Consider the following 25,825-nt stretch of genomic DNA (forward strand, 5'->3'; position numbering starts at 1 on the left):
CATTTTCTTGCGAACTTGCAATCTCTCACAAAAAAACAGACCCGCGATTCGCGGGTCCGTTCTGTTTTTCCGTATAACGATTATTCACCGATCTGAACTTTATAAGCGTCCAACTGCTTTTGCAGCTCGGCCAACACTTTATCGTATCCGGCCTGCTTCAGCTTGTTGCGGAACTCTTCAACCGCCTTCGCCGGGTCTCCGGCTTTCCCCATCACGATGGCCGGACCAAGCTCTCCGGTTACCTGCGAGATCGCGGTCAATTCAGCTTCTACCGGCGTTTTATCAAATACGAAGCGACCGTATACATATGGCTTCTTGATCTTATCGTATTCCGCATACAACGTCTCTTCGATCTGATCCCAGGTCGTTTCGCTGGGAATTTCAAACTTGTCGACACGGCCGCCCCAGAAATCGGAATAAAAGCCGTCTCTTGCGTCATCATAACCTTCAGGACGTGCACGTTTGCCATCTTTGATCACGTATTGTACGCCTTCGATCCCATAGTTGATCAGATGATAAATCTCTTCATTATTGCGAATCAGATCATAGGCCATCAGCGCGCGTTCCGGGTTTTTGCTGTGCGCCCCTACAGATGTACCGCCATGAGTAATCGACAGCTCCATAAGGTTGGTGCCGCGCGTCCGGGAGAATGGGAACATTTGCAGCTCCGAACCAGGTTGTGCTTTATCCATTTCGACGCGAAGTCCAGAGAACGTCTGTGTATGATGCTGATCAAGCCCCGACAAGCCGGCTTTCAGCGCATCGCGGTTGTTGTTCTTGTTATTCAGGGCGTCTTCACGCCAGAAGCCTTGATCCGCCCATCTTTTCATCATCGTGGCATAATCCAAGAACACGTCCTCGAAGATTGGACTTACAGCAGTAAATCGCTCTTCATAGGATTTAGCCGTAAATACGGGCAAGAAACCGGTCGAAATTGGAAGCTCCAGCTCATCCGTATACGATTGAACAAATCCACCCCAGGTTTGCGTGCCTGACGCTGCGTCCCACGGAATCACATCCGGTTTGTTGTCCTTAATGTACTGCAAGTATTTCTCGATGCCCTCCCAATCCTTGATCGGTTCGGTAATCCCGGCCTCCTTCGCCCAATCGCCGCGGTAGAAGAAACCGTGATTGACCCACTGCGTGTAATCGTTCTCCGGAATCAGGACGATTTTGCCGTTGTATTTACTTTCTTCCCAATCCTCTTCCGGGATTGATTTCCACGTTTCCGGCGCGTATTTCGGCAGGAGTTCATCCAGATTCATGAAGGCGCCGCGCTGCGCATTCCCCCAGGTGTCGAGCCAGTCGGTTCCGATCGTAATCAGATCAATCGGTTCCCCAGAGGCTAACGCCAGATTGTATTTGGTCTGCCAATCCGCCCATTCGATCCATTTCCATTCCAGCTCGGCGTTGATTTTTTCCTTCATGATTTTGTTGACTTCTGCAAGCACCTTTTCGAACTGACCGTTCTTTGGCTTATCCCCCAAAACGAGATAACTGATCTTCACGAACTTGGATGTGTCGATTCCCGTGTCCGTCTCTTGACCGGTGTTCACCGAATTCACCCCATTGTTTGCCGCATCGCTGCCCGCCCCTTTGTTGTTTGAGCCGCCGCCGCAGGACGCCAGCAGCAACACCAGCAGGCTCACCATGACCCAAATTGACGCCTTCTTCCATCGAACCATTCACACAAACCTCCTTCATCTATTTGAAATTGTGAAGCCTTAGCCTTTGACAGCGCCAACCGTGATGCCTTTGATAAAATAGCGCTGCACAAACGGATAAAATAAAATCACCGGGCCCGTCGCCACGATAGCCGTCGCCATCTTCATCGATTCGAGCGGCACATCGCGCAGCTCCACGTTCGAAGCCGCGGCCGAATTTCGGATGAAGTCCGCGCTGGTGATGACGTTATACAGGAACAGCTGCAGCGGGCGGTACTTCATGTCCGGCGATAAGAACAACATGGAGTTGTACCATTCATTCCAATACCCCAGGGCGATAAACAAGCCGATCGTGGCCAAGACTGGTGTAGTCATAGGTAAGATTAGGCGGATAAAGATGGTGAAATCTCCGGCCCCGTCGATTTTGGCAGATTCCGTGATCGCGTGGGGAATGGAGCGAACGAAGCTTTTCATCATGATGATCAGGAATGGACTAAGCAGACCGGGCAGCAAGACGGCCAAGTAGTTATCCTTCAGGCCCAAATACTGTGTCACCAGCAGGTAAAACGGAACCAGCCCGCCACTGAACAAGGTCGTAAAGTAGATAAAGAAAGAGATGCGATTCCGGTAAGTAAAATCGGGCCGTTGCAGCGCATACCCCGTCATCGCCACCAAGAACAAACCCAGTGCGGTACCGCAGATTGTAATGCCGATGGTCACGAGATAGGAGCCAATGATGAGATCCGGATTTTCGAAGACGATTTTGTAAGCGAAGGTGCTGAATTCCCGGGGCCAGAAATTGAAGCCAAACCGTTTAATCGCCGCTTCCGACGTAAAGGATGTGCCAAGGACCAGCAGGAAGGGCAGCAAACAGCATAAGGCGAAGAAGCCGATAAACAGGTAGCCGACGATTTTGACGATAATGCCGCCTAGATCTGTGCGGATGCTTCGCGTTTCATGAGCGTCATCCATGCCTTGTACCTCCTAAAATAATGAGTTGTCGGGCGAAACCTTCTTGACCAGCCAGTTGGCGGTGATAACCACCACAAATCCAAAGACGGATTGATAGAGGCTGACGGCGCTCCCGATCGAGAAGTTGAAGTTGGTCATGAGGGCGCGGAACACATACGTTTCGATGATATCCGTCGTCGCGTACAGCGCGGTGTTGTTAGCTCCCACCAGGTTGAAGAATAAGCCGAAGTTCCCGCGCAATATCCCGCCAAGCGAAAACAGGAGCAAAATGATAAAGGTGGGCTTCAGCCAAGGGAGCACAATATAACGAATGCGCTGGAATGCGCCGGCCCCGTCGATTTCCGCCGCTTCGACAATTTCGTTATCCAGGCCCATAATGGCGGCGAAATATACGATCGATCCATACCCTGTCGATTGCCATAAGTACGTCAACACGATGATAAACGGCCAGATCGTGGCGTTCGAATACGTCTTCACCGGATCGAATCCCAGCGAAGTCAGGATGCTGTTGAGCAGACCGTAGTCGTAGCTCAGCACGTTGTAAGCGATCAGACCAATCAGGACCGCCGAAATAAAGTGCGGCAGGAACATCAAGGTTTGGGTTAGCTTTTTAAACCATTTGAGACGAAGTTCGTTCAGGAACACCGCAACGGTAATTTGCAAGACGTTCCCCAGCAGGATGAAGGCCAGATTATAAACCACCGTGTTAAAAGTCAGCCGCCACAAATCCCCCGTCATCACAAGGAATCGAAAGTTATCGAACCCCACGAACGGACTCTTAAAAATACCATCCGTGTAGTTGTACTTGATAAAAGCCAGATACAAGCCGGGCATCGGCAAATACGCGAAAATGATAAAGAAGATGATAGCCGGCAGACACATCAGCAACAGCGTTTTGTTGTTCCAAAACCGTTTGAACCACCCCTGCTGGCGCATCCGGTGAAGCTGCGGCCGCTGGCGTACCTTTGTTGGCGTCGTGATTTCCATAGGCCTCTCCCTTCTATACGGAAATAAACTCAAGCTTCTCTAAGCTGCCTGCAGCCTGTTCATCCACTGCCTCGAGAAAAATAGACAGCTGCGCTTGCCCCGCCTGAAACCATGGACCCGGCAAATAAAACGAGTCCGCGCTGCCGCCAGTCATCATCGGCCTTCCCGCACCTCCTGGCAGCCACAGCCTGCCGACGATCCGCTCCTCCATAAACACCGTAAGCTTTAATCCCGAGCCAGCGGCACGGACCCTCCAACCTTTGCCTTGTGCAGCGTTCGGAATTGGAGCGAATAACCATCCTGCCTCACCTGAGGTCAACGTCAGCGGCAATTCAAGCGGAATTGCAGCAACTTCATGCTCCGCTGCAGCCTTCAAATGAGCTTCCTCCGCCGCCTTGATCGTATACGCCGATGCTTCAACCCCTTCATAGACCAGCACTTGTCCGGCGCTTTGCCCCATCGTTCGTTCCAGGTAGACCTCAAGCTGCAGCTCCTGTCCTGGGGTGACATACGGCTTCAAATCGATAAAGGGGTCCAGCGGATGGATGGGACCGGCATCGATTCCGTTCACCCAAAGCCGCGCATGCCCTTGAAGGTTCCGAAAATGCAGCGTCCACGAATCCCCGCCAGCCCCAGGGATAAACGTTCTGCGGAAAAGATGCTGGGATAGATGATCCGCAGACAGCCAGCTTCCGAAGCTAACAACCGGCCATAATGCTTCGTCGATCTCTGTAAGAGTGCCTTGCCGCGAACGGTCGACCTTCGGATGCACGCGCCAGTTCGAGGTAATGTTGTGTACGGCGGTGATGGCCGTAATCCCTTTGATCCCTTTCAGGGAAGGCAAGCGAAGCGCTGGGAGCCGGATGTCATCGAAATTGCTGTGGCCCCAAATCTCCACACGCGCCTGAAGCTTCTTCACATCCGATCCGTTCACCGGAACAAACACGCTGGCTCCGCCGGGAGTAAAAGTGCCGAGGTACGCTCCTTCAGCATACAGCGAAACAACATCACTCGCTTGACGCACCAGAAATCCATGCAGCCGATGTTCAGCGGCGACCAGATTTGTCTCCGCCTCATACCAGGCGTATCCCCGGTAAACGCCGAGCCGTTCCAAAAATTCTGCCTCCGCCCCCTTCGTCTGTACCGTCGCAGCCTGGATTGGCGCCTTCCATCCCTCCCTCCCAACAAACCGCCAATCGGGTGCAGGCGTAGGGTCGGGGACATTCGAGACCGGTTGATCTGCGGTTAAGGTCACGGTCCCATCCAGGTGAATCGTTTCGGTCCGAAGCGCGTTGAGAAGGCTTGTGACAATAACCGTAAAGCGTCGCCCCTCCTTTAGTTCAAACCGACAAAACGCCGTCTCTGCTCCAGACAGTTGCAAGATAAACTGGCCTTCGCGATGGATGACCTGCATCCCCTCGGTAATCGGATCATGGGCAACTTCGACGGCTAAGGCAATCTCCCCGTTGTCCCCCTCCTTGTGAAACGCGAGAACCACTCCGTCCATCTGTTGTTCCACCATGTAAAGCTCCGCCGTAGAGGAAACAAGCTGTCCTGAAATTCCCCAGTTCGTTAGCGGCACTTTTGCCGGCAGCGCCAAGGATCTTGAAGCAGCTAAGGTCCATGTCCCGGTAGATGAAGCATGGCTGGCTTCCTCATTATGCAGGTGGATTTGCTTGAAGCGATCCTCACCGTTGGTCACAAAAATCAGCTCTCCACCGCCTTTCAAACGCAGCGCATACGGGCCAAACACTCCCTCCTTCTCGCCCGCAACAGACCATTTGCTCCCGGAATTCGGCTCAGATTCCGCAATCGCGCGGCCATAGGCACGAATGAACCTGGCGAGAAGCTTTGCTTCCTGCACTTCTTCACGGAGATGGCCTTCCGGCGAAATCATGCCTCCGAAATCATAATCCGAGGTCAAGTAAGCCAGCGGCCTTCCCCAGTTATTGATCGCATTGGTGAAGCCGAAATTGGTGCCAGACGCCTGCAGATAAGGACCCAGCAGCTTGGCTCCAGCTGACAGCAATCTGCGCAGCAGGTAATGGCTCCGGTTCGTCTCGGTAACGAGCAGCGGAAGTCCCTGCCTGTGAAGCACCTCCCGATAATGCAGCACCTTGCGCTCGAAATCGGGATCCCGGTCATCCGGATAGAAGTTGCAGGTCGGCACGATACCTTCCGTTAACCCGGACGCCTGCACCAGGCCGCCTTGGCCGGCACAAGCGATCAGCGGGACGGATAAGCCATGCGTTGCAGCCATGTCTCGCAGCGCAGCCATATATCCTGCCGGGTTGGAGCAGTCATAGAAGTCCAGTTCATTTTCAAGCTGAACGAAGATGACGCTGCCCCCACGCGTGACTTCATGACGATGAAGGATCGGCAGGATCTGCGCATACCACCGGGCCACATGCTGCAAGAACGCAGGGTCATTATCTCTAATCCGCAGAGCCGGCTCTTTGGCGTACAAATAGGCAGGCAAGCCGCCGCCGTCCCATTCAGAGCAAATATATGGTCCCGGGCGGGCGATCACCCATAATCCCGCTTCACTGGCGAGTCGCAGAAACGTATCTGCATCCCGCATCCCGGTAAAATCCCAGGTTCCTTCCTGGAGCTCATGAAAATTCCACGGGAAGTAGACATCGATGCAGTTGTAGCCTGCTTCTCTCACCTGCTGGAGCCGTTCCTGCCATAACTCGGGGGGAATCCGGAAATAAAAGAGCGAAGCACAAAGCAGAATCACGCTCTCCCCATGGATGTTGACAGCCTGGCCAGACAGACTTACAACGGATTCGGACTCGATACGCGTACTCATAGCGACCACTCCTAACGTCTGTATTATTAAACTTTAATGAATCCCATTTCATGAAACCCGTTACATTATGGTCAATAAAATTAGAGTGAAACGGGTTTCACTTTGGAGCGAACGAAATGTTCAGTTGTTGTGCCAAGTGTTGTTCAGATGAATGCTTCTCTTCGGAGTTGATGAAAGAAGTAAAATTTCGTTGTGTTTGTGGAGGGTGAAATAAAGAAGAATTTACCTGCGAGTAAAATGTAAGGGCTTTCTTGCAGTTATTCTAGCCCAGCCAGATTTAAGTTGTCAATCCCTTTTTGCCGGAAGCGGGTCCGAAGCTCCTAACGCTAGTTAAGAGCCGCAGTAGACTCGCGAATAACCAGCTCCGGCTTCAGCAAGGTCGTTTTGTTCACCTTCGACTTTGTGATCATTTGGTGCAGCACTTCCCCCGCAGTTCGGCCGAGCTCATGAGCATGCAGTGAAATGGTCGTCAGCTCCGGAATGCTATAGGAGGCAAACGGAGTATCATCATATCCGATAATCGAGAGGTCTTCGGGGACGCGCAGCCCAGCTTTGACGGCCGCCTTTAACACGCCGATCGCAACTAAATCGTTCAGACAAAAGATCGCCGTCGGGCGCTTAGGCAGCTCCAACAATTGATTCATAAACGTCATGCCGCTGGCGACGGAAAAACCTCCATGCAGCACCCACTCCTTGCGCACTTCAAGGCCCGCCTGAACCATCTTCTTCGTAAAAGCGTTCGTCCGCTGCTGCGTGTTGGACATCTGACGGAATCCGCCCACAATCGCGATGTCGCGGTGCCCGAGCTCAATCAAATGCTGGGCCGCCAGCTCCGCTCCATACCGTTCGTCTACGGCCACTCGATTCAGGCCCGATTTAGGGAGTCGACCGTTGACAAGTAGAACGGGCAGCCTTTTGCCGATCTCGGCTACCTCCTCAATCAGTTGCATGTCAGGTTTGGCCAAATCAACCCGCCCCCCCATCATGACGATCCCGTCCACCTGCTTCTCTGCGAGCGCATTCAAATATTGCGATTCCCGGACATATTGCTCCGCGCTGTCCACACTGGCTGAGACCGTGTCGCACAGAAAGTAAGTATACCCCTGCTTGCGCGCTTCCAGATCAAACCCGGACAACACTTCTGGAAAAAACGGATTTGTAATATCCGGGAGAATAATGCCGATCATCCCCGTTTCCTTCTTCGACAAGCTTCGAGCCAGCGCATTGGGTTGAAACTGGTATTTGTTGATCAGCTCGTTGATGCGTTCCCGGGTCTCCTTTTTCACAGGTGCGGTATTGTTAAGGACGCGTGAGACGGTAGCAACGGATACATTAGCTTCTTTGGCGATATCGTAGACTGTAATCGGTTTCATAATTTCACCTGCCCCAAAATTAGTAGCCCAGATTACCCCCAGTATATCAATATTTCCAGCATTTGAGAATAGAACAAGCAGATACCGCCGCTCCCCGCCCAGATCCTCTTTTCCATGACAAAACAGGCCCCCTCCTTTTAAAGAAAGCCTGTTTCCTTTAGGATCGCGTTTGATCTTGCTCCGGATTTCTCTCTTCGGACTCGAAGGAGGTCACATCCGTTTGCTCCGGCATAAAGCCGGTCCGGAGATGCGGGCTCGTATCTTCGTAGATCGTGCGCGGATCCCCATCCGTTTCGATGTTTTCGTGCTTTTGGTTTGGCATACTCATATCCCCTTTTCGCTGAATAGCGTCTCCTGCAGCTACAATTTTCATGCAATTTCGATCAAACAGAGAGACGATCGATCTGAAGTTAGGCTATCTATAGGATATATTTGCTATATTTAACGGTCGACGCTTTTGTTTTGCAAATTTGACTCTAGGTTTACAGTTACCCCTATAGAACGAAGTCGAGACATCGGTTAATAAATATGTTTCAATCGATCCCTGTGAAGTTTTGTCGAAGCTATTGAAATATACAATAGAATATATTAAATATAGCTTGTAAACCTTTCCAATCACATCCATAACCATCAGGAGGTGGTATATCGAACGATCGAATCGGACAAGTCTTTCGCAACTTATTCTAAGAAGAGAGGTGTCGAAATGATGTTGCGCAAATGGATCACGCTCGGTTTAGCACTAGTATGTACGTTAACCATGCCGTTAGGAGCCTCCGCAGACAGCTCGATTTCAGCGGAACTAAACAAGAAGAGCGGCATCGTTTGGCCGAAGAATCAGGAGCTCCCTACCTTCGCCAAAGCCAAGCGCTTGGATGTGGCTCAAGTGTACGACAAGCCAGGGGACATCGAGCTTCTGCTGACAACACTTCAAGGGATCGTCAACCGCAAGGAACCCCGAATTTACGTGCAGCAAAATGAGAAAGATCCTTGGTTAAACGATATTAAGGTGCCTTATCGGATTCACGAAAATCCACTGGACATCGTCAAGGCGTATGCCCGGGAGGTCAAAGGCGTAATCGTCTATGATCCGGCCGTGCCTGATTCGATTAATGTGGCGACGACGCTTGCCGGTTTGAAGGACGCTGTCGTAGCAAGCCCCGAACTGGCCCAAGAACTAACTGCGGCGCCTTATCGCTTGCGTGTCGTTGAGGACCTGCAAGGGAAGTTCAAAGATCGGATGGAGGCTTACACTTGGCAATACGAGCATTTATGGAGTCAAACGACAAAACGGATGCTGGTCGGTCTCAGTCCGAATACGTCCATCCCGCTCCCTCCGGATAATTTCGCATCATTCAAGACAATTCTTACGGAACCGGAGCAAATCCGTGATGCCAGCAACCGGAGAACGTATGAACTGGATTTGACCGAGTTCCTAGGCGGAGAGGCTGTCTACCTGCGGTTCCAGGATGCTTACACCCAGGACGGCTGGGGTCCTGCCGTTCATGAGATCAGCGTATCGGCAGACGGTGAGGAGATCCTTCGCTTTGAAACCGGCACGCCGGAAGAGGAACCGTATTTGTACGACCGGCACGGTTCCAAATTTTTGCCGGGTGCGGACCACCGGTTTGCCGACAACGGCAACTATTTCGTCTACGAATTTATTCCACCAGCGGGAACCCAGCATTTAACCGTTAGCGTCGAAATGTGGAATCAATTTAAAGTTTCCGCCAGCAAAGTGAAGCCGCTCTCCTCTGAAACGAAGGAGCCGTTCGGCTACCTCCGCGATTACGCGGTAGCCAACAAAGCGATGGTGTTCTGGCTTTCCAGCGGAGTACCTGAACAAAGGGCGTTGTTCGAACGGATTTTAGCGGATGTAGAACCAGGAACACCGTATTTGGGTTGGTTTGATAATGATGTGGAAGGCGAAATCGCTGGGGTTGACCTGACCTCTAGTTATGGTGTTTACGTCCTGCCTTCCGACTGGTTCCATAATATGACGGTCATGGCGGGGACGAAAGCGAAGCCGGCCAAGCCGAACAAGCCGGTAACTCCGAAGTTGAACAACAAGATCTACGTGACCTTCACGTTTGGTGAAGGCGATAACCTGCAGTACGATCAAAATCATATGCGCAATCTTTGGGAGGATCCTGCCCGCGGTCAAGTGCCGATGAACTGGTCAGCCAGCCCACTGCTCGTTGATGCAGCCCCTGCAATCCTAGACTATTACCAGTCCACTGCTACGGAGAACGACCTGCTGGTAGCCGGACCTTCCGGAGCCGGTTATTTCAGTCCGCAGGTTTGGCCGGAAGAGAGTTTTGCCCAGTTCATGAAGGATTCCTACCCGTATTTGAAGAAATCCGGCATGTCGTATCCTTTTGTCATCAACCGGCAAGACTCGCGAGACGTTCCACTCTCTGGCTCCAAAGCGGAAGCTTATGTGAAACAATTGAAAGTACCAGGTCTGTTCCTTGGCGGCGGCAGCGACAATTACGTTGAGATCGTCAACGGCAATTTACCCGTTTCATATTTCAAAGGCACGGCCACCGTCAGAGATGGAATTAACATTTTGAATGATGCGAAGGCTGCCTGGGACGGGAACTCGCCCATGTTCGTTTCTGTAGGGGTCAATGCTTGGAGCATGAGACCCTCGGACGTAGTAGCGATCACGGAAGCGTTGGGACCGGAATTTGAAGTTGTGTTAGCCGATACCTATTTTGCATTGATTCGGGAAGCTTACGGTCTTCCAAAGAAACTTTAACCACATAAAACAAGGCGGGAATCCTCCAATGAGGAGTTCCTGCCTTGTTTTTGCTTAAGTGCTCCCTGTATTATAACGATTCCTTGATAACTCGTTTATAGTAAAGAATCGACAACAGCCCAAAAATCGAATACAGCGCGGTATAAATCAGCATGACCAAGATCATCGGGGTCCATAGCTCCGTCCCGAACAAGAACCAGCCGGAGCGAACCGCAAAATAACTATGCGACAAACCTACAACCAACGGGATACCAAAGTTAAACAACTGCTTGTATTGAATGCCCTGGAGCAGGTTGCCCGGCGTGAATCCCAGCTTGCGTAAGATGGTGTAACTTGGCTTCTCTTCTTCCCCTTCGCCCATTTGCTTGAAATACAGGATACAGCCTGAAGTGATCAGGAAGGTTAATCCCAGGAAACCAACGATAAACATGATCAACCCCATGTTGCTTCTTTGTTCCATAATGATTCTGATTTGCGACAACGCGCCTGGTTTCTTGTCGAAGCCCAACTCGTGATAGATCCGGTCCGCTTGTTGCTTCGAGTCGGGATTCGCAATATCGATCCCATAATAGACCCGGTAGGAACTCTGAAGTTCCCGATTTATATCCTGCATCAGTTGCTCGAAGTCGGCATGATCAAGGATGACCGACGGCAAACCCGAGGAAAAATGGATCGATACAATCGCATCCTTCATCGTATCGATCACGGTCACTGGAATGGACTGCGAGTTCCCCTTTATCGTCATATCCCCTTTGGACCGCAAGCCCATGAACTGCTCCAACAAATTGCTTGAACCAGCCAACAGCGCTTCTTTGGGACCCAAATCCATCCCAGCAACCTCTTGTTCATCCACAACAGCCAGTGTCGTCAGTTGGCTATTCTGCCCGCTTAGCGCAGATCCAATGAGGTTGGAGAGGTCAGCTTCGGCGATCACCACTTGGCGCTGAGTCTCTCGCGTCTCGATTCCGGCAGACTTTAATGCCTGCTCGAAAGCGTCCACGTCCTTGGAATCTAACAGAGTGAAATGATGGGGTACGGTTTGCTGAGCGGTTTTTTCCGTTGAGTAATAAGAAATGTAGCTTAGCGACAACAAACCGATGGCCAAAGCCGACACCGTCGTGATGATGGTCAGCAGCAATGCGTTAGATTTCATGCGGAACATGATCGAGGAGAGGGACAGCACCTCATTTAACGAGAGATATCCCCCTTTCGCCTTACGAACCAGATTGAAAATAAAACTAACCGAACCTTTATAGAACAGGTACGTGCCGACGATCACCGAACCTAGGATCCGAATCATGGCGAGGAAGAGCTCCCGCATTTCCGTGTAGTCGCCGCTGAACAGATCCGCCGAAATCCGGTAACCATAAAGGATCAGCCCGATTCCCAGAATGCCGATGACAATTTCGGATAAGGGCATTTTACGATACACATTCTCCGTAGTGGATGTCGCTCGGAACAGCGACAAAATGCTTTGTCGTTTGATGAACGTGTAGTTCATCAGCATAATTAGCAGGTAGATCGCCGCAAAGACCTCGACGGTCTGTATCAGCGCCTGCGAGGAGAAGCGCAGCGTTGCCGCAGCCTCAAGTCCAATGATTTGGAACAAGATCATCAGCAGCAGCCGGGAGCAGGAAAATCCAACGAAGATGCCGATCAGCATAGAGCCGAAATACAGAATCAGGTTTTCGCTGCTGAGAATACGAAAGATCTTCCCTTTCGTTAACCCGATTAATTGAAAGAGACCAATCTCCTTACTTCGCCGCCTAATAAAGATGGTATTAGCATACAGCAAAAAGATGGTCACAATTACGATGAGCAGCACCGATGCGGCTTTTAATCCGGCGGCCCCTTTTACGGACCCCTTTATTTCGTCCAAAGCCGGGTCATATTGCAAGGTGACAAATGCGAAGTAAAGCGCCACGCTGAAAATTAAGGCGAACACGTACAAGTAGTAGTTTTTTAGATTTTTCTTGAGATTGCGGTAAATCAGATGGGTCAGACTCATTCCTGCACCCCGCCCAATACGCCCTGCGCTTTGATGATGTCGTTGAAGAACGACTGTCGCGACTCGTCGCCTTTATTCAGCTGCGAATAAATTTGTCCATCCTTGATAAACACGACGCGACTGGTGTAGCTTGCCGCCACCGGATCATGGGTGACCATAATAATCGTTGCCGCGATTTTCCGGTTGAGCTCGCTCAGCTTATTTAGCAAATCGGAAGCTGATTTCGAATCCAGTGCGCCCGTCGGCTCATCGGCAAAAATAATGCTCGGATCGTGGATAAACGCCCGTGCGGCGGAAGTCCGCTGCTTTTGTCCCCCCGATATTTCATTGGGATACTTGTCTTTAATTTCGTAAATGCCAAGCTCGGTGGCGATCTCCTGAAACTTCAGGTCCGCCTCCTTGCGGGAGACGTTCTTGATCGAGAGCGGCAGCAGCACGTTTTCTTTGACCGTTAACGTATCCAGCAAATTGTATTCCTGAAAAATAAAGCCGAGATGGGATTTGCGGAATTCGGCCAACTCCTTCTCCTTCAGCCCCGTGAACTCTTTGCCTTCAATTTTTATGCTGCCGAGACTGACTTTATCGATCGAAGAAAGCACGTTTAATAAGGTCGTCTTGCCGGAGCCGGACGCCCCCATAATGCTAACGAACTCACCCTTCTCTACATTCAGGTCAATCCCTTTCAACACTTCCTGGCGATTAAATTTGTTGCCATAACTTTTATGAATTTTGCTGGCTTCAAGTATAGCCATGATTAATCACTCCTTTATCCTGCCCTTATCTTACCTTACCCGGGAGGGACAATTCCTGCGATTTCCCGAACAAAACAAATGGGCATGTGACAATGTTGTCACATGCCCAGCATATGAACGTATGCATTACTTCTTGGGAAAAACAACGTAAAAGCGGTGCCCCCTCCGGGCTTCGAGTCGACCTTGATCCGGATTGACAGGGAATCCGCCGCTTTTTTCACCAAGTATAATCCCATGCCGGTAGCCGCATGATCCTCGTGGTTCCGCGTAGAGGTAAATCCTTTCTCGAAGATACGCGGCAGGTCCTTGGCATCGATCCCCCGCCCTTCGTCGCGGACGCTGAGCCAGGCCTGTCCTTCCGGCGAAATCCCTGATTCCACGCAGATATCGGAGGCTTCGCTATATTTCACCGCATTGGTTAGCAGCTGCCGAAGGATAAACGCCAGCCATTTTGCATCCGACAGCACCTCTTGGACAGGCAGATTGACGTCAAAGCCGATGCCTTTTTGCAAACACCACGCTCTTAGCTCCCGGATCTCTTGAACCAGCAGCGGCTCCAGCTTCACCTGTTCGATGTAGAGATCGTTCTCGATAAACGGAATCCGCTTCTGGTGCAGCTGGCGGTCCAGCAGCAGGTGGATGCGCAGCCACTCCAGGTGCAGCTGCTCTTTGAGCGGCTCGTCGCCCATCCGATCGATCATCAGCCGCATGGCGGTGAGCGGTGTTTTCACCTCATGAATCCAGGCCATTAGCTCGTCCTTCTCCTCTTCCAGCTGGGCGACGAGCTGCGATGTTTCCTTGCGGAACTTGTCCGTTTGCTCGCTTAACCGGTCCATGACGATTCCCTCCAGCGGGCTTTCCGGCGCAGCGATCACGCTCAAATCGTACGTGTCATCCCAGGCGGCCAGGCTTTGATAAAACCGGCTTTCCTTCGGATACCGAATCAGTAGAAATGCCCCAAATCCCAATATCGATAAGAAAACGATATACAGCATCGGCATAAACGGAATCGTCCGGTCGATGGCGGCGACGAAGAGGAGCAAGAGCTGCAGGCCGAAGACGAGCAAGATCCAGCTGAGGCGCTCACGCAAATATTTTCCGATCATAACACCTGAACCTCTTCGGTTGCCATATATCCTTGACCTACCTTTGTCTCGATATAAGCGTCCAGCCCGAGGTTCTCCAGCTTCTTGCGCAGCCGATTTACGTTGACCGTCAAAGTATTGTCGCTGACGAAATGCTCGTTATCCCATAAACTGCGGATCAGCTCCTCGCGGCTGACAATGCGATTCTTCTGCTCCACCAGCAGCTTGAGGATGAGCATCTCGTTTTTCGTTAACTCGATCGTCCCCTGCTCTGCCGTGACGGTGTTGCGCCCATATTCGATAGTCGCTCCGCGCCACGTCCGCAGCTCAACGCGTTCGGTATTATAATTGTAGACCCGGCGAAGCGTCGCCTGGATTTTAGCGATCAGCACTTCGAAATGGAACGGCTTCTGAACAAAATCATCCGCCCCTAGCTGCATAGACATCACCATATCGGCGGGATGGTCGCGGGAAGATAAGAAAATGATCGGCACGTTGGAACGGGCACGGATTTGTCGGCACCAATGAAACCCATCAAATTTGGGCAGCTGGATATCAATCAGAACCAGGTCCGGACGAACCGCCGTAAGCTCCTCCAGCACATTGCCGAAATCCCGAACGCCATGCACTCCATAAGACCATTGCTGCAGTCGTTCGCGGATTTCCTGAAATAAGGATGGATCGTCTTCGATTAACATGATTTGAAACAAGCAAATCACCACGTTATTAGGATTCTTTCCTTCATCCAGTTTACCGGATAACGTGACGTGGCGCTATCTTTCTATTTTATGAAACCGCAGTTTCTTCAATCTCAAAGCCTAGATCCTCAATCATTTGGTGATCCAAGGTGACATCCTGCCCCTTCGTCGTCATGTAGTCGCCTACAAAGATCGAATTGGCCGCATACAAGGATAGCGGTTGCAGCGTACGGAGACTGATCTCACGGCCGCCCGCCACGCGGATTTCCTTCGTTGGACAAATGAAACGGAACAACGCTAATACCTTCAGTGCTTTAAGCGCCGGTACCCGCTCCGAACGTTCGAGCGGTGTCCCCGGGATCGCATTCAGGAAGTTGATCGGAATCGAATCGGCATCCAATTCGCGCAATGCCAAGGCCATCTCCACGATTTCCTCATCGGATTCACCCATGCCGATAATCACGCCGGAACATGGAGACATACCATGCGCTCGTGCCGTTTTCACTGTTACCACGCGTTGATCGTAGGTATGAGTGGTAGTGATCGACGGATAGTTCGCCCGGCTCGTATTCAAATTGTGGTTGTAGCGGTGAACTCCGGCTTCACGGAGCTTCTCCGCCTGCTCCTCCCTGAGAATGCCGAGGCAAGCGCAAATTTTCAGCGGCATCGTTGCGCGGATTTCAGCAACTGCTTCCGCAACCTGCTCAAGTTCTTTATCGGTAGGCCCTCTGCCTGATGCCACGATGCAATAGGTCCCCGCTTTGCGCTGCAACGCTTCACGCGCTCCAGCGACCAACGTCTCCTTGTTAAGCAGCGGATATTTTGAAATGGGAGCCGTCGAGATCAAGGATTGCGAGCAGTACCCGCAATCTTCGGGGCAAAGCCCGCTTTTGGCATTGATGATCATGTTGAGCTTCACTTTATTGCCATAGTAATGCCGTCTCACTCGATAAGCCGCATCCATCAACGGCAGCAATTGATCTTGGCTGGCATGTAGTACAGACAACCCCTCTTCTAATGTTAGAACTTCACCACATAGAGCTTTTTTGGCGAAGGTGTCCCAGCTCTGTCCTTCCGTCTTGCCTTGGTTCATTCCTCATCCCAGCTTTCTATGTTTAAATGTTTTATTGTTAACCTTAACTTTGTTTTAGGTTAACAATATGACTTTATAAAGTCTACAGGAAAGCTTACTGATTGTGAAGCAGGAATCCTTTATTTTTTGCATGGAGCGTGCTTTCTCCTACATAGGGTGTTATAGGGCAAAAATGTGCAGGAGGGATAGGTTATGCGGGTACAAGTGCGTTCAGGGGATACGTTATGGTATTACAGTCAAATTTTCCAACTGCCGCTGCAGTTGATTGTGGATTCCAATCCAGGGATACAAGCGGAGAGCTTAAATGTGGGTCAGACCATCCATATCCCTGGTTTTGTCACCAGTGAATATAAGGTGAAAGCCGGGGATTCCATCTGGAAGCTGTCCAGAGACCGCGGGGTTCCTCTGGATGTGATTCTGCTGCTGAATCAATCGGTGAATCCAAACCATCTCACGATTGGCCAGCGGTTGCAGCTTCCGCTGCGGGTTACCTGGTTCGTAGTCGACATCCGTAAACCCTATGATTACGCCGCCTTGCGGGACGATTTAAACCGGTTGATGGACATTTATCCGTTTATCGCCTATCGGAATATCGGCAATTCGGTCATGAACAAACCGATCCCCGAACTGCGCATCGGCAAAGGCAGCAAACAAGTGCATGTTAACGGAGCTTTTCATGCAAATGAATGGATCACGACGCCGGTGTTGATCAAATTCCTGAACCAATATCTGCTTGCGCTAACGAATAACAGCACCATTCGCGGTCTGCACATGTGGCCTTATTACGAAGGAGCCACCCTCTCCATGGTGCCGATGGTGAACCCGGACGGCGTAGACCTGGTGATCCATGGATTGCCTGCCGAGGAACCTTACCGCAGCAATGTGCTGTCCTACAACGGCGGCAACACCGATTTTCAGGGATGGAAGGCCAATATCAATGGCGTAGATTTGAACGATCAGTTCCCGGCGTTATGGGAACGTGAGGTTGCCAGGAACCCAGTGGAGCGCGGTCCACGGGATTATCCAGGCACCGCCCCGCTGACCGAACCTGAAGCGATCGCCATGGCCAACCTGGTTCGGCAGAGCGATTTTGATCATGTCCTGGCCTTCCATACCCAAGGGGAGGAGATCTATTGGGGCTTTGAAAACCGCGAACCGGCGTATGCTGAGACGATCGTAAACGAGTTCGCCCGGGTCAGTGGCTACAAGCCGGTCCGGAACGTGGAAAGCTATGCCGGATTTAAGGATTGGTTCATCTATGAATTCCGGCGTCCCGGATTTACGATCGAACTCGGAACCGGCGTAAATCCGCTGCCGTTATCCCAATTCGACGAAATTTACGAGGAGAGCTTGGGGATCTTGCTGGCGAGCTTGTATATGTAAACGAAGATTATAATGTGTGCGTGCGGGACTTTCCTAATAAAGGAGCGTCCCGCGTTTTTTATCGCTAATGACCTATCTTTTAGATTCCGATATACGTTAAAGAAGATATTTCCAGAAAGGTAGGTTGTTATGAAAAAGATCTGTTCAATTCCTGTTTTTTTAGTTATTTTAGCATTCCTTAGTCAAGGAACCGTACACAGTCAATCTCCCGCAACCTTCGACTTGGAGGTCGACTCTTCTCCATTTCAAACTACTCCTTCCGACTTGCGCAAGCACCCTGCGGAGCTATTATTTCGTTGGGGAGCAAATCAGCATATTATTGATGGCTTTCCAGATGGAACTGTTAAGCCGGATCAGCTTGCAAGTGAAGCTGAATTTTTGAAAATGATGTTTCGGGGGTTTGGCCTTGCGATGCCGAGTGCTTCCTATAACGACGATTGGATGGACGGAGTATATCAGATGGCAAAAGTGTATCGATATCCGGCTGCAGGCGTCATTGATCCGAGTGCAAGAAAATCGCCAATTACACAAGGACAAGCCATTCAAATCATTGTTGCTGCACAAGGGCTTAATTTCCAGGAGTCGGACGCCTTCGCCTATGCTCTTTCTCGCAGTTGGCTTCCAGGACAGCCGACATCATTGTCTCAGTTCGATAAGGATCGCAAGCTGACAAGAACGGAAGCGCTTGAATTGTTACGTCATTTAACCGTCAACGGAATGATGAAGCTCGAAATGAGACCAGTTGAATTTTCTTCAAGAGAGGCACTCTCCGCAGAAGATTCTAGTGAAGTGAAATCGTTCCCTTCTTTTAGCTTGGTTAATCTACCGGCGGATGGGCTTACGGTTAAGATTGGTGATGACGTATTACGGCTAGGAGATACACGAACAAAGCTTGAGAAAACATTAGGGCAAACTAGCGAATCCGGGATCATGAATAAACAGATCTATCCCTTACTAACAGTTCATTTTAATGAAGAGAACAAAATGGATTATTGGTCCGTAGATCAATGGAACGTAGAAAGCACGGATGAATCCATCACCACAAGCTTGGGGATCAAGTTAGGCGTCAGCAATCTCTTCGACGTACTCGAAGCCTACGGTACAACGGGATATGCAGGACAAGGGATAGCCGACTATTTTTATATGCTCCAGGATGATGGTACATTTCAGGCTGTCCAAGCAAATTATATCTATGACCACAGGAATGAATGGAATAAGTTCTATCATCTAGCTTTCTTGATTGATCGCGATACATTAATGGTTACCCAGATGCTTGCAGGATGGCTTCCCTATTCCATGTATTGATAAATCAAATTTGTGAAGAAACGGGCATTTTTCATATAATAGAATAACCACGATAGTTGATAAGTCCAGCGGTATGATGTCAAGCTGTTGATTTAATCGAATTGGAAATTTCCCGTGCCTGTTGAGCGCGGAGTCACGAAAAAAGGGCGCATCAAACCAAACCCAGCCAAAAACCATGTCAGATACCAGATTTTTACTGGGAATTCGTGAAGGACTAAGGCAAAGGAGGCGTTAATCCTTGGCGCTATTCACCTTCCTTCGAGGCGTGTAGAGTTGGCCGCTGCGTAGCAGCACATCGACCAAACGCACGAGTTTTCTTGCCGTTAAGACGAGGGCGCGTTTGTGTTGATTCTTGGGCACTTCGTGATACTTCTTCCGGTAATATTCACCGAATTCTTCATCGCGCATCCTAACCGAGTTGGCAGCTTCAACGAGGTAGTAGCGCAGGAATCGGTTGCCGGATTTGATGCGGGCGGTGTCCTCCGCCTCGAAGACGCCGGACTGGTGCCTGCGCCACGTCAGACCCGCGTACTTGGCGACGGCGGCTTGATCCTTGAACCGTTCAATATCGCCGAGTTCGCCGAGCAGACCGGCTGCGTAGACTTTGCCGATGCCGGGCACTGACAGCAAGCACTGAGCGCCTTGAATGCCGTCGAGGACCCGCTCGATCGCTTTGTCGAGATCCTTGAGCTGCTTCTGGATGCTGCGGATGGATTCGATGGAGGTGCCGAGCACCAGGTCAATCGAATCCTCCACGACCTTGGACAGCCGATAGGAGGCGCGGGCAGCTTGCTGAATGCAGCGGGCGACCCGCTCGGGATCGGGGAAACGATTGCGTCCCTTGTCCCGCAGATAGTCGGCCAGATCGGCCACGTCCATCTCGGCGATGTCATCGAGGCTGAACTTCTCGGAGAGCATCTCCATGAGCGCATGGCCAAACACGGAGCTGTCGACCTCGGTTGTAAACGCATTGCACTTGTAGAACAGGTTCTGCAAGAAGTACTGCTTCTCGCGAGCCAAGTTATGGACCAAGTGGAAACGCATGCGCGTGAGGCGTTGAAGGGCGACATACTGCTCCTGCATGACGATGGTGGTCGTCAGGCGGCCGAAGCGCAGGCGATCCGCAATGACCCAGGCGTCGAGCCGGTCGGTCTTGTCCATATCCGCATAGGCTTCTCTGAACTTGCTGATGAGCTTGGGGTTCAAGGTGAACACCTTGGCCTTGCGCTCTCGAAGCGCTGGATCCTGATGCAGGTACATGGCAGGGTGCCAGCTGTAGACGGAAGTGGCTTCCAAGCCGATGTGAATCTCGGTGACGGCCAACTTGTTCGCTGCAGCGACGATTTGGTCACGCAAGTGCGAGGCGCCATTCAAATTGTTTTTGACGGTGAGTGTCTCAAGCTTGTCACCGTCAGCGTTCATGAAACACGCTTCGAGCTCTTGCGAGCTCACGTCAATACCGACAAAAAGCTTCAAGTGAAATTCCTCCTTTCGCTAGGGATTCAGGGAATGGACGCTCCGGGATGCCTCCGGCGCACGCGCAGATCTATCACCCTCGCGTATGAGGACACACTTCGGGCCATGAGCTGCCCCGGATCTGCTAAAACCGGGCATGGGATGCCGAAGGGAACAGCCAGCGGGTAAGAAGCTCAGACGCGTACCGGAGAAACAGACTTAAGGAGTAGACGATGCTACTGGAGGCAGAAGGATTTCCCCGAATGGACCCTACGTTCCATTGTCCAGAGGCATACCGGAAAGTCCAGTCCCTGATAGAATTTTCAAAGAACAAGCTGAAAATTTGGAGGCTGTTTTCCATCCCCCGGGGGGATGGAAATGAACCTAAAAGAGCTTTTTAAAGATACTATACGAGGAGTCTAGAAAATGAAAATGAACCGTTTAGGCAACTCCGAGCTGATTGTCAGTGAAATCGGGCTGGGATGCATGTCGCTAGGGACGGAAGAATCCAAAGCGATTGGCCTGATTCACGAGGCGTTGGACCGGGGCGTCAATTTTCTCGACACAGCTGATTTGTACGATGCCGGAACCAATGAAGAAATCGTCGGCAAGGCGATTAAGGGGCGCCGGGATCGCGTCATTCTGGCAACCAAAGTCGGAAATCGGCGGATTCCTGGACAAGACGGCTGGGTCTGGGATGCATCGAAATCGTATATCCTCTCGGCAGTGAAAGATAGCCTGCGCCGGCTCGGCACGGATTATATCGATTTGTACCAACTGCACGGCGGAACGATCGAGGATCCCATCGATGACACGATCGAAGCGTTTGAACAACTGAAGCGGGAAGGCGTCATCCGCGAGTATGGGATATCTTCCATTCGTCCGAATGTCATCCGGGAATATGTCTCTCGCTCGTCCATCGTCAGCGTCATGAATCAGTACAGTATCGTAGACCGGCGCGGCGAAGAAGAAGTGTTCCCCCTGCTGCAAGAGCATCAGATCAGCGTAATAGCTCGAGGGCCATTAGCCAGCGGTGCGCTGGCAGCGAACCGCGAACCCGCTAAAGGTGTGCTGGATTACGAGCTGGATGAACTCCGTGAACTGCGCCGCAAACTACAGGACCTGGAGACGCCGGAGCGCAACCTTACTCAGTTGGCTATCCGCTATTCCCTCGCCCATCCTGCGGTTGCCGTGGTCATTCCGGGAGCCAGCTCACGCGAGCAGCTGCTGCAAAATCTTGCTGCTGCAGAAGTTCCCGAATTAAGTACGAAAGAAGTTGAACTGATTCGCAGTTTAAGTAAAGCGAATCAATATACGTTGCACCGTTAATCTCAAAATAAGAGCAGGCCCTATAAGTGAACAGCATCCTCGCTAACTCGAGTTTAGTGACGGGAAGCCCTTCACCAAAGGGTCTGTTTTTTATGCGGCTTCTAATCATTTGTCACGGTTCCTTACTAGCCCCATAGTTTCGGCTTCATACAACACGACTTAAGGAGACATACTACTTGCGGTAAGCAAAATGACGAAGCAAAGGAGATTTCTTCATGGGTGTGTTAGACGGGAATCCGAAGCATGAGCCAATGCACTACGGCGAAATTTTCACGATATGGGAAAGTTCGATGGCAGCAAAAATGATGTTATCCTGCTACCAGCTGTTCACGTACCATGCGGGTGACAAAGATCTGAAAGAGATTCTAAAGGACCTGATGGATCAGGCTAAACTGGAGATTAAAGAACTGGACAAGCTGTTGACGGACAATGGGATCACCCCCTCCCCCATGTTGCCGGAACGACCGGAAACGAAGCTTGAGGATATTCCACCAGGAGCCAGATTTGCCGATGCAGAAATCGCCGCGAAAATCGCCATGGATACTGCAGCTTCTTTGGCCGGTTGCAGCGGAGCCATGGGGTTATCGATCCGAGAGGATATCGGCGCGTTGTTTGCAAAATACCACGCCACCAAAACCGCATTGGGGCTTAGAATCTTACGGATGAGCAAGGAAAAGGGCTGGCTGGTTCCTCCGCCTCTGCAACTCAAAAAACCAGAGTAATTCGTGTTTACAAGTCATGAAAAAAGCGATTAAACAGACCCGCTGCTTAATCGCTTTTTCCTATTTCATTAAAACAATAACCTTTCTTCTTCCCTGCTGTGGAGTTCATTAATCTCCAGCAAAGCATAAAGCTTGTGCAAAATAGCCTCGCTCCAACCAGAGGTCTCTCGCTGTTGGTGAATGCTGCGAACGACGATTCGCATCAGTTCATGATCGCGTTTTAATTGCACGACCGCCTCCTGGAGGTCTGGATTCTTCTCAGTTACTTCTTGATAGAAGCCGTCTTCTTCTGCATCCGCATGACTTAGAATCCGCGACTCCCAGTATCCCAACAATTCATTCGTTGCCTGCTCTGCCAACTCCAGATCTCCGCTGGCGTAGAAACCCGCAACTTCCTCCGTTTTCGACTTCGCCCCTGCCAAGCCGCCGTCATGAATGGCCTGATGAGCATGGAGTTGCCGCAGCGATGGACCAACCGGCATTGGACTCTCCCCCTATTCTCTGATGTAATCTGGATTCGTTACTTCTCCGCCTTTCCCTTTGGAAGCTCAGAGAACGTTCCGACATAGCGGATATCCTCACCGGTTTCGTCTTTAACCGTGCTGATATTTAGCCACTGTAAGTAGATCTCACCGTTTTTGCGCTTATTCCAAATCTCCCCCTGCCACATGCCAGTTTCTTTAATGCTCTTCCACATGCGGTCATAGAAATCCGGGGCTTGTCGATTCGCTCGCAGAATATTCGGCTTCTTCCCTAATGCTTCCTCTTCACTAAACCCGGTTACGGCAGTAAACGCCGGATTCACAGCCACAATGGTACCTTTCGGGTCAGTGACCAGAATCCCTTGCGCTGTATTGTTGAAGACTTCCGAAGACAAACTCAGCTTATCGGAATAAATCATCCAGAGTACGAGAATCAAGCTGGCTAAAGCGACCTGCGACAGCAGCATAAAACCGATGGAATACTGACCGGTTACCGAATGGATATAGGACAATAACAGCGGCGGGAAGAATCCGCCCAGGCCGCCCATCATGGACACGATCCCGTTGACGATCCCGGCCTGCTTATTGAAATATTGTGGAACCAACTTAAAGATGACACCATTTCCTGCACCGGCAACAATTGCGATTACCAGACAACCGATGGTGTACAAAGTGAATGTTGGTGAGAACGCCAGCACGATAGCCGCAAGCGTAAACCCGGAAAAGATGACGATCAACAGCATCAAAGCATTAAACCGATCCGCCAGCCAGCCGCCAACCGGACGCATAAAGGTCGCCAAAGCGATAAATCCGGCGGTACGCATCCCTGCATCCACCTTGGTAAGTTCAAAGTTCGTCACCAGGAAATTGGGCAAATAGACGGTAAACGCAACGAACGAACCAAACGTAATAAAGTACAACAGCGAGAACAACCAAAGCTTTTCATTCTTATAAACGCCTTTGATTTGTTCCATCATAGCCGTTTTCACCTTCGGCTCTTTACGGTCACCAAAGAAAAGATTTAGCGCTGCAAAAACAAGCAGAAGGATCAAGTACAGCTTGACCGTCGCCGACCAACCGATTTGCGTCGCGATGACCGGTGCGGAGAACGAAGTCACGGCCGTCCCGAGATTCCCGAGACCGTACACGCCGTTGACCAGACCATGACGCTCCTTCGGATAATATTTCGGCAGCGAAGTGACGCCTACGGAGAAGACGGCGCCGCCGATGCCGAGGAACAGCCCGCCGATGATCAAATCGACGTAAGAGTTCGCCTCACTAATGTAGAACACTGGAAACAACAGCAAAATGAAACTAATTAGAAAAACCAACCTTGCCCCGAAAATATTCGCGTAATACCCCAGCGGAATACGTAAAACGGAACCCAATACGACAGGAATAGCTGTTATGATCGCGACCTTATCGGCTGGGATCTGAATGTCCTCTCCCATAAAGGATACGAGGGACGAGATAATGACCCATACGGCAAAACCGACGATCAAATTGAGTGTTTGTAGCGGTAACTGAACTTTTTTTATCAAATCGATCACCTTTTCCAAAATGACTTCTGAATGACCATCGATTTCCCCACTCGTATTGTAGCTGATCCGCTTTGGGGGCCTGTATAGGGTTTTCCCCCGTTTGCCCAGGGAAACTCCCTATCCGCCCGGTTTGGTCACAAAAATGCCCATAACCATTGGATAATGATTATGGGCTGTACATTTTATTGGAAAACTATTCAACAATTAACGTGTAAAGTTCCTGATTCAACTGCTCTTGTTCCGCCGATCTCATGACCTGCCTGGTCATTGGAAATAAGACGGTTTCTTCCTTCACGAAATGCACCGTCAAAATTTCAAACGCTTCCCCTGCGTCTCGGCACAAAGCCTTCATTTCCTCCAGCGAATGCTCACTGTTGGCATGGTGAAGAAAATGATCGATATAAGCGAAGATCTCTTCATGCTCTTGTTCGATAGACACGAGAGGCCCTTGGTCATACCCAATATGTTGACCTAATCTCGGAAAAAAGTACGTTTCTTCTTTATGAAAATGCTTGCGCAAAGGCGCTTTAAACTCATGTAACAGCTCCTGAAGAAGCGCGAACTGCTGCGTCGCCTGATCCCCGGAGTAGCGGTCGTTTTGAAAGTCCAGTACAATCGCATGCCATTCGTTCATCAAACTAGCCAAATAACGGTGCTCGTTCTCTAGAATACGCATGGCGGGCGTTTCATTTAACAGTGTTCCTCGTTCCATGTCATAGGCCTCCATTAGAAATCCAGCAGCTTCTTCTTAATTGCGTATTCCACCAGCTCAGGTCTTGATTTCAAATTCAGCTTCTCCATAATTTTGGCTTTATGGGCCTCTACCGTTTTGACGGAGATGTGCAGCATTTCAGCGATTTCTTTATTTCCGTAGCCTTTGGCGACCAGCGGCAGAATCTCAACCTCACGGGTAGACGACAGCTGGTAAGGGTTGTTCTCATCGGCTTGCTGATCTTGGCTAACGAATTCTCGGACAAGGGAGGAGGCGAGCTTCGGATGGATATAAACCCCTCCTTGATGCACCATGCGAATGGCTGAGACGAGTTGCTCATCTGGCGAATTTTTTAAGACATACCCTCTGGCGCCTTTCTTAAGCACATGAAATAAATATTCCTCGTCATCGTGCATCGTGAGGATAATAATATTCGTTTCGGGAAAATCCTCATGGATTTTGGCCGTCGCGATCAAGCCGCTTTCGCCTGGAGGCATGCTGAGATCCATCAACAGGATGTCAGGCCGGTGTTTGGCTACCATTTTGTATGCTTCGATCCCGTCTGCGGCCGTCGCCACGACCTCCATATCCTCTTGAAAATTAATAATCATCGCAAAACCGCTTCGGACGACCGCATGATCATCCGCGATTACTACTTTCACGATCCATACCTCCCTATCCAAGCAAAATCCTT

Annotated in this window: 21 protein-coding genes; 5 read left to right on the forward strand and 16 right to left on the reverse strand. The window is 50.7% G+C overall.

Annotated features, from left to right (window positions below; genetic code table 11):
* Positions 1-80: 80 nt before the first annotated feature.
* From ACL02P_RS06560 to ACL02P_RS06585, 6 genes are all read right to left on the reverse strand, one after another.
* Positions 81-1,685 (reverse strand): DUF3502 domain-containing protein, encoded by a 1,605-nt coding sequence (locus ACL02P_RS06560; protein ID WP_009223303.1) that lies wholly within the window; start codon positions 1,683-1,685, stop codon positions 81-83.
* 39 nt (positions 1,686-1,724) lie between these two features.
* On the reverse strand, positions 1,725-2,636 hold the full coding sequence (locus ACL02P_RS06565; protein ID WP_412836988.1) for a carbohydrate ABC transporter permease: 912 nt from the start codon (positions 2,634-2,636) through the stop codon (positions 1,725-1,727).
* A gap of 12 nt (positions 2,637-2,648) precedes the next feature.
* Complete coding sequence (locus tag ACL02P_RS06570; RefSeq protein ID WP_036644015.1) at positions 2,649-3,572, reverse strand: ABC transporter permease; 924 nt, start codon at positions 3,570-3,572, stop codon at positions 2,649-2,651.
* Between the two features lie 64 nt (positions 3,573-3,636).
* On the reverse strand, positions 3,637-6,435 hold the full coding sequence (locus ACL02P_RS06575; protein WP_412836989.1) for a beta-galactosidase: 2,799 nt from the start codon (positions 6,433-6,435) through the stop codon (positions 3,637-3,639).
* A 326-nt stretch (positions 6,436-6,761) separates the two neighbouring features.
* On the reverse strand, positions 6,762-7,808 hold the full coding sequence (locus ACL02P_RS06580; protein WP_260071763.1) for a LacI family DNA-binding transcriptional regulator: 1,047 nt from the start codon (positions 7,806-7,808) through the stop codon (positions 6,762-6,764).
* Between the two features lie 157 nt (positions 7,809-7,965).
* Entirely contained in the window at positions 7,966-8,130 is a 165-nt protein-coding gene (locus ACL02P_RS06585) for a hypothetical protein (protein ID WP_198136140.1), read from the reverse strand.
* Between the two features lie 381 nt (positions 8,131-8,511).
* On the opposite strand from ACL02P_RS06585, the gene ACL02P_RS06590 reads away from it, so the two are divergent.
* Positions 8,512-10,566, forward strand: a complete 2,055-nt coding sequence (locus ACL02P_RS06590) for a GxGYxYP domain-containing protein (RefSeq protein ID WP_412836990.1) — start codon at positions 8,512-8,514, stop codon at positions 10,564-10,566.
* A 70-nt stretch (positions 10,567-10,636) separates the two neighbouring features.
* Here ACL02P_RS06590 and ACL02P_RS06595 read toward each other — a convergent pair whose 3' ends face one another.
* The 5 genes from ACL02P_RS06595 to bioB form a co-directional block, all read right to left on the reverse strand.
* On the reverse strand, positions 10,637-12,574 hold the full coding sequence (locus tag ACL02P_RS06595; protein ID WP_412836991.1) for an ABC transporter permease: 1,938 nt from the start codon (positions 12,572-12,574) through the stop codon (positions 10,637-10,639).
* Positions 12,571-13,326 carry an ABC transporter ATP-binding protein gene (locus ACL02P_RS06600; RefSeq protein ID WP_028537661.1) on the reverse strand — a complete coding sequence of 252 codons (756 nt, stop codon included), beginning with the start codon at positions 13,324-13,326 and terminating at the stop codon, positions 12,571-12,573. Before ACL02P_RS06600 ends, ACL02P_RS06595 begins: the two co-directional genes overlap by 4 nt.
* A 98-nt stretch (positions 13,327-13,424) precedes the next feature.
* The gene (locus ACL02P_RS06605; protein ID WP_412836992.1) at positions 13,425-14,432 is read right to left on the reverse strand and encodes a sensor histidine kinase; all 1,008 of its coding nucleotides are present in this window, start codon (positions 14,430-14,432) and stop codon (positions 13,425-13,427) included.
* The gene (locus ACL02P_RS06610; RefSeq protein WP_036644006.1) at positions 14,429-15,121 is read right to left on the reverse strand and encodes a response regulator transcription factor; all 693 of its coding nucleotides are present in this window, start codon (positions 15,119-15,121) and stop codon (positions 14,429-14,431) included. The genes ACL02P_RS06605 and ACL02P_RS06610 overlap by 4 nt, the downstream gene beginning before the upstream one ends.
* 76 nt (positions 15,122-15,197) lie before the next feature.
* Positions 15,198-16,202, reverse strand: coding sequence for a biotin synthase BioB (gene bioB, locus ACL02P_RS06615; RefSeq protein ID WP_412836993.1), 1,005 nt, complete (start codon positions 16,200-16,202; stop codon positions 15,198-15,200).
* 192 nt (positions 16,203-16,394) lie between these two features.
* Here bioB and ACL02P_RS06620 point away from each other — a divergent pair, with 192 nt between their 5' ends.
* Positions 16,395-17,585, forward strand: coding sequence for a M14 family metallopeptidase (locus tag ACL02P_RS06620; protein ID WP_412836994.1), 1,191 nt, complete (start codon positions 16,395-16,397; stop codon positions 17,583-17,585).
* A 129-nt stretch (positions 17,586-17,714) separates the two neighbouring features.
* Positions 17,715-18,890 carry a hypothetical protein gene (locus ACL02P_RS06625; protein WP_009223290.1) on the forward strand — a complete coding sequence of 392 codons (1,176 nt, stop codon included), beginning with the start codon at positions 17,715-17,717 and terminating at the stop codon, positions 18,888-18,890.
* A 231-nt stretch (positions 18,891-19,121) separates the two neighbouring features.
* On the opposite strand, the gene ACL02P_RS06630 is transcribed toward ACL02P_RS06625, so the two are convergent.
* Entirely contained in the window at positions 19,122-20,366 is a 1,245-nt protein-coding gene (locus ACL02P_RS06630; RefSeq protein ID WP_016312179.1) for an IS110 family transposase, read from the reverse strand.
* A gap of 405 nt (positions 20,367-20,771) precedes the next feature.
* On the opposite strand from ACL02P_RS06630, the gene ACL02P_RS06635 reads away from it, so the two are divergent.
* Complete coding sequence (locus ACL02P_RS06635; protein ID WP_009223289.1) at positions 20,772-21,674, forward strand: aldo/keto reductase; 903 nt, start codon at positions 20,772-20,774, stop codon at positions 21,672-21,674.
* 215 nt (positions 21,675-21,889) lie between these two features.
* On the forward strand, positions 21,890-22,396 hold the full coding sequence (locus ACL02P_RS06640) for a DUF3231 family protein (protein ID WP_009223288.1): 507 nt from the start codon (positions 21,890-21,892) through the stop codon (positions 22,394-22,396).
* 68 nt (positions 22,397-22,464) lie between these two features.
* On the opposite strand, the gene ACL02P_RS06645 is transcribed toward ACL02P_RS06640, so the two are convergent.
* The 4 genes from ACL02P_RS06645 to ACL02P_RS06660 form a co-directional block, all read right to left on the reverse strand.
* Positions 22,465-22,878 (reverse strand): hemerythrin domain-containing protein, encoded by a 414-nt coding sequence (locus ACL02P_RS06645; protein WP_028539483.1) that lies wholly within the window; start codon positions 22,876-22,878, stop codon positions 22,465-22,467.
* 38 nt (positions 22,879-22,916) lie between these two features.
* Positions 22,917-24,419 carry an MFS transporter gene (locus ACL02P_RS06650; RefSeq protein WP_036700671.1) on the reverse strand — a complete coding sequence of 501 codons (1,503 nt, stop codon included), beginning with the start codon at positions 24,417-24,419 and terminating at the stop codon, positions 22,917-22,919.
* Positions 24,420-24,612: 193 nt separating this feature from the next.
* Positions 24,613-25,131, reverse strand: a complete 519-nt coding sequence (locus ACL02P_RS06655) for a hemerythrin domain-containing protein (protein WP_028539481.1) — start codon at positions 25,129-25,131, stop codon at positions 24,613-24,615.
* A gap of 14 nt (positions 25,132-25,145) precedes the next feature.
* A complete protein-coding gene (locus ACL02P_RS06660) occupies positions 25,146-25,796 on the reverse strand; it encodes a response regulator (RefSeq protein WP_412837325.1) in 651 nt (216 codons plus the stop codon).
* Between the last annotated feature and the right edge of the window lie 29 nt (positions 25,797-25,825).

The sequence above is a fragment of the Paenibacillus sp. MB22_1 genome (assembly GCF_047200555.1).
GTDB classification, from domain to species: Bacteria; Bacillota; Bacilli; order Paenibacillales; family Paenibacillaceae; genus Fontibacillus; species Fontibacillus phoenicis.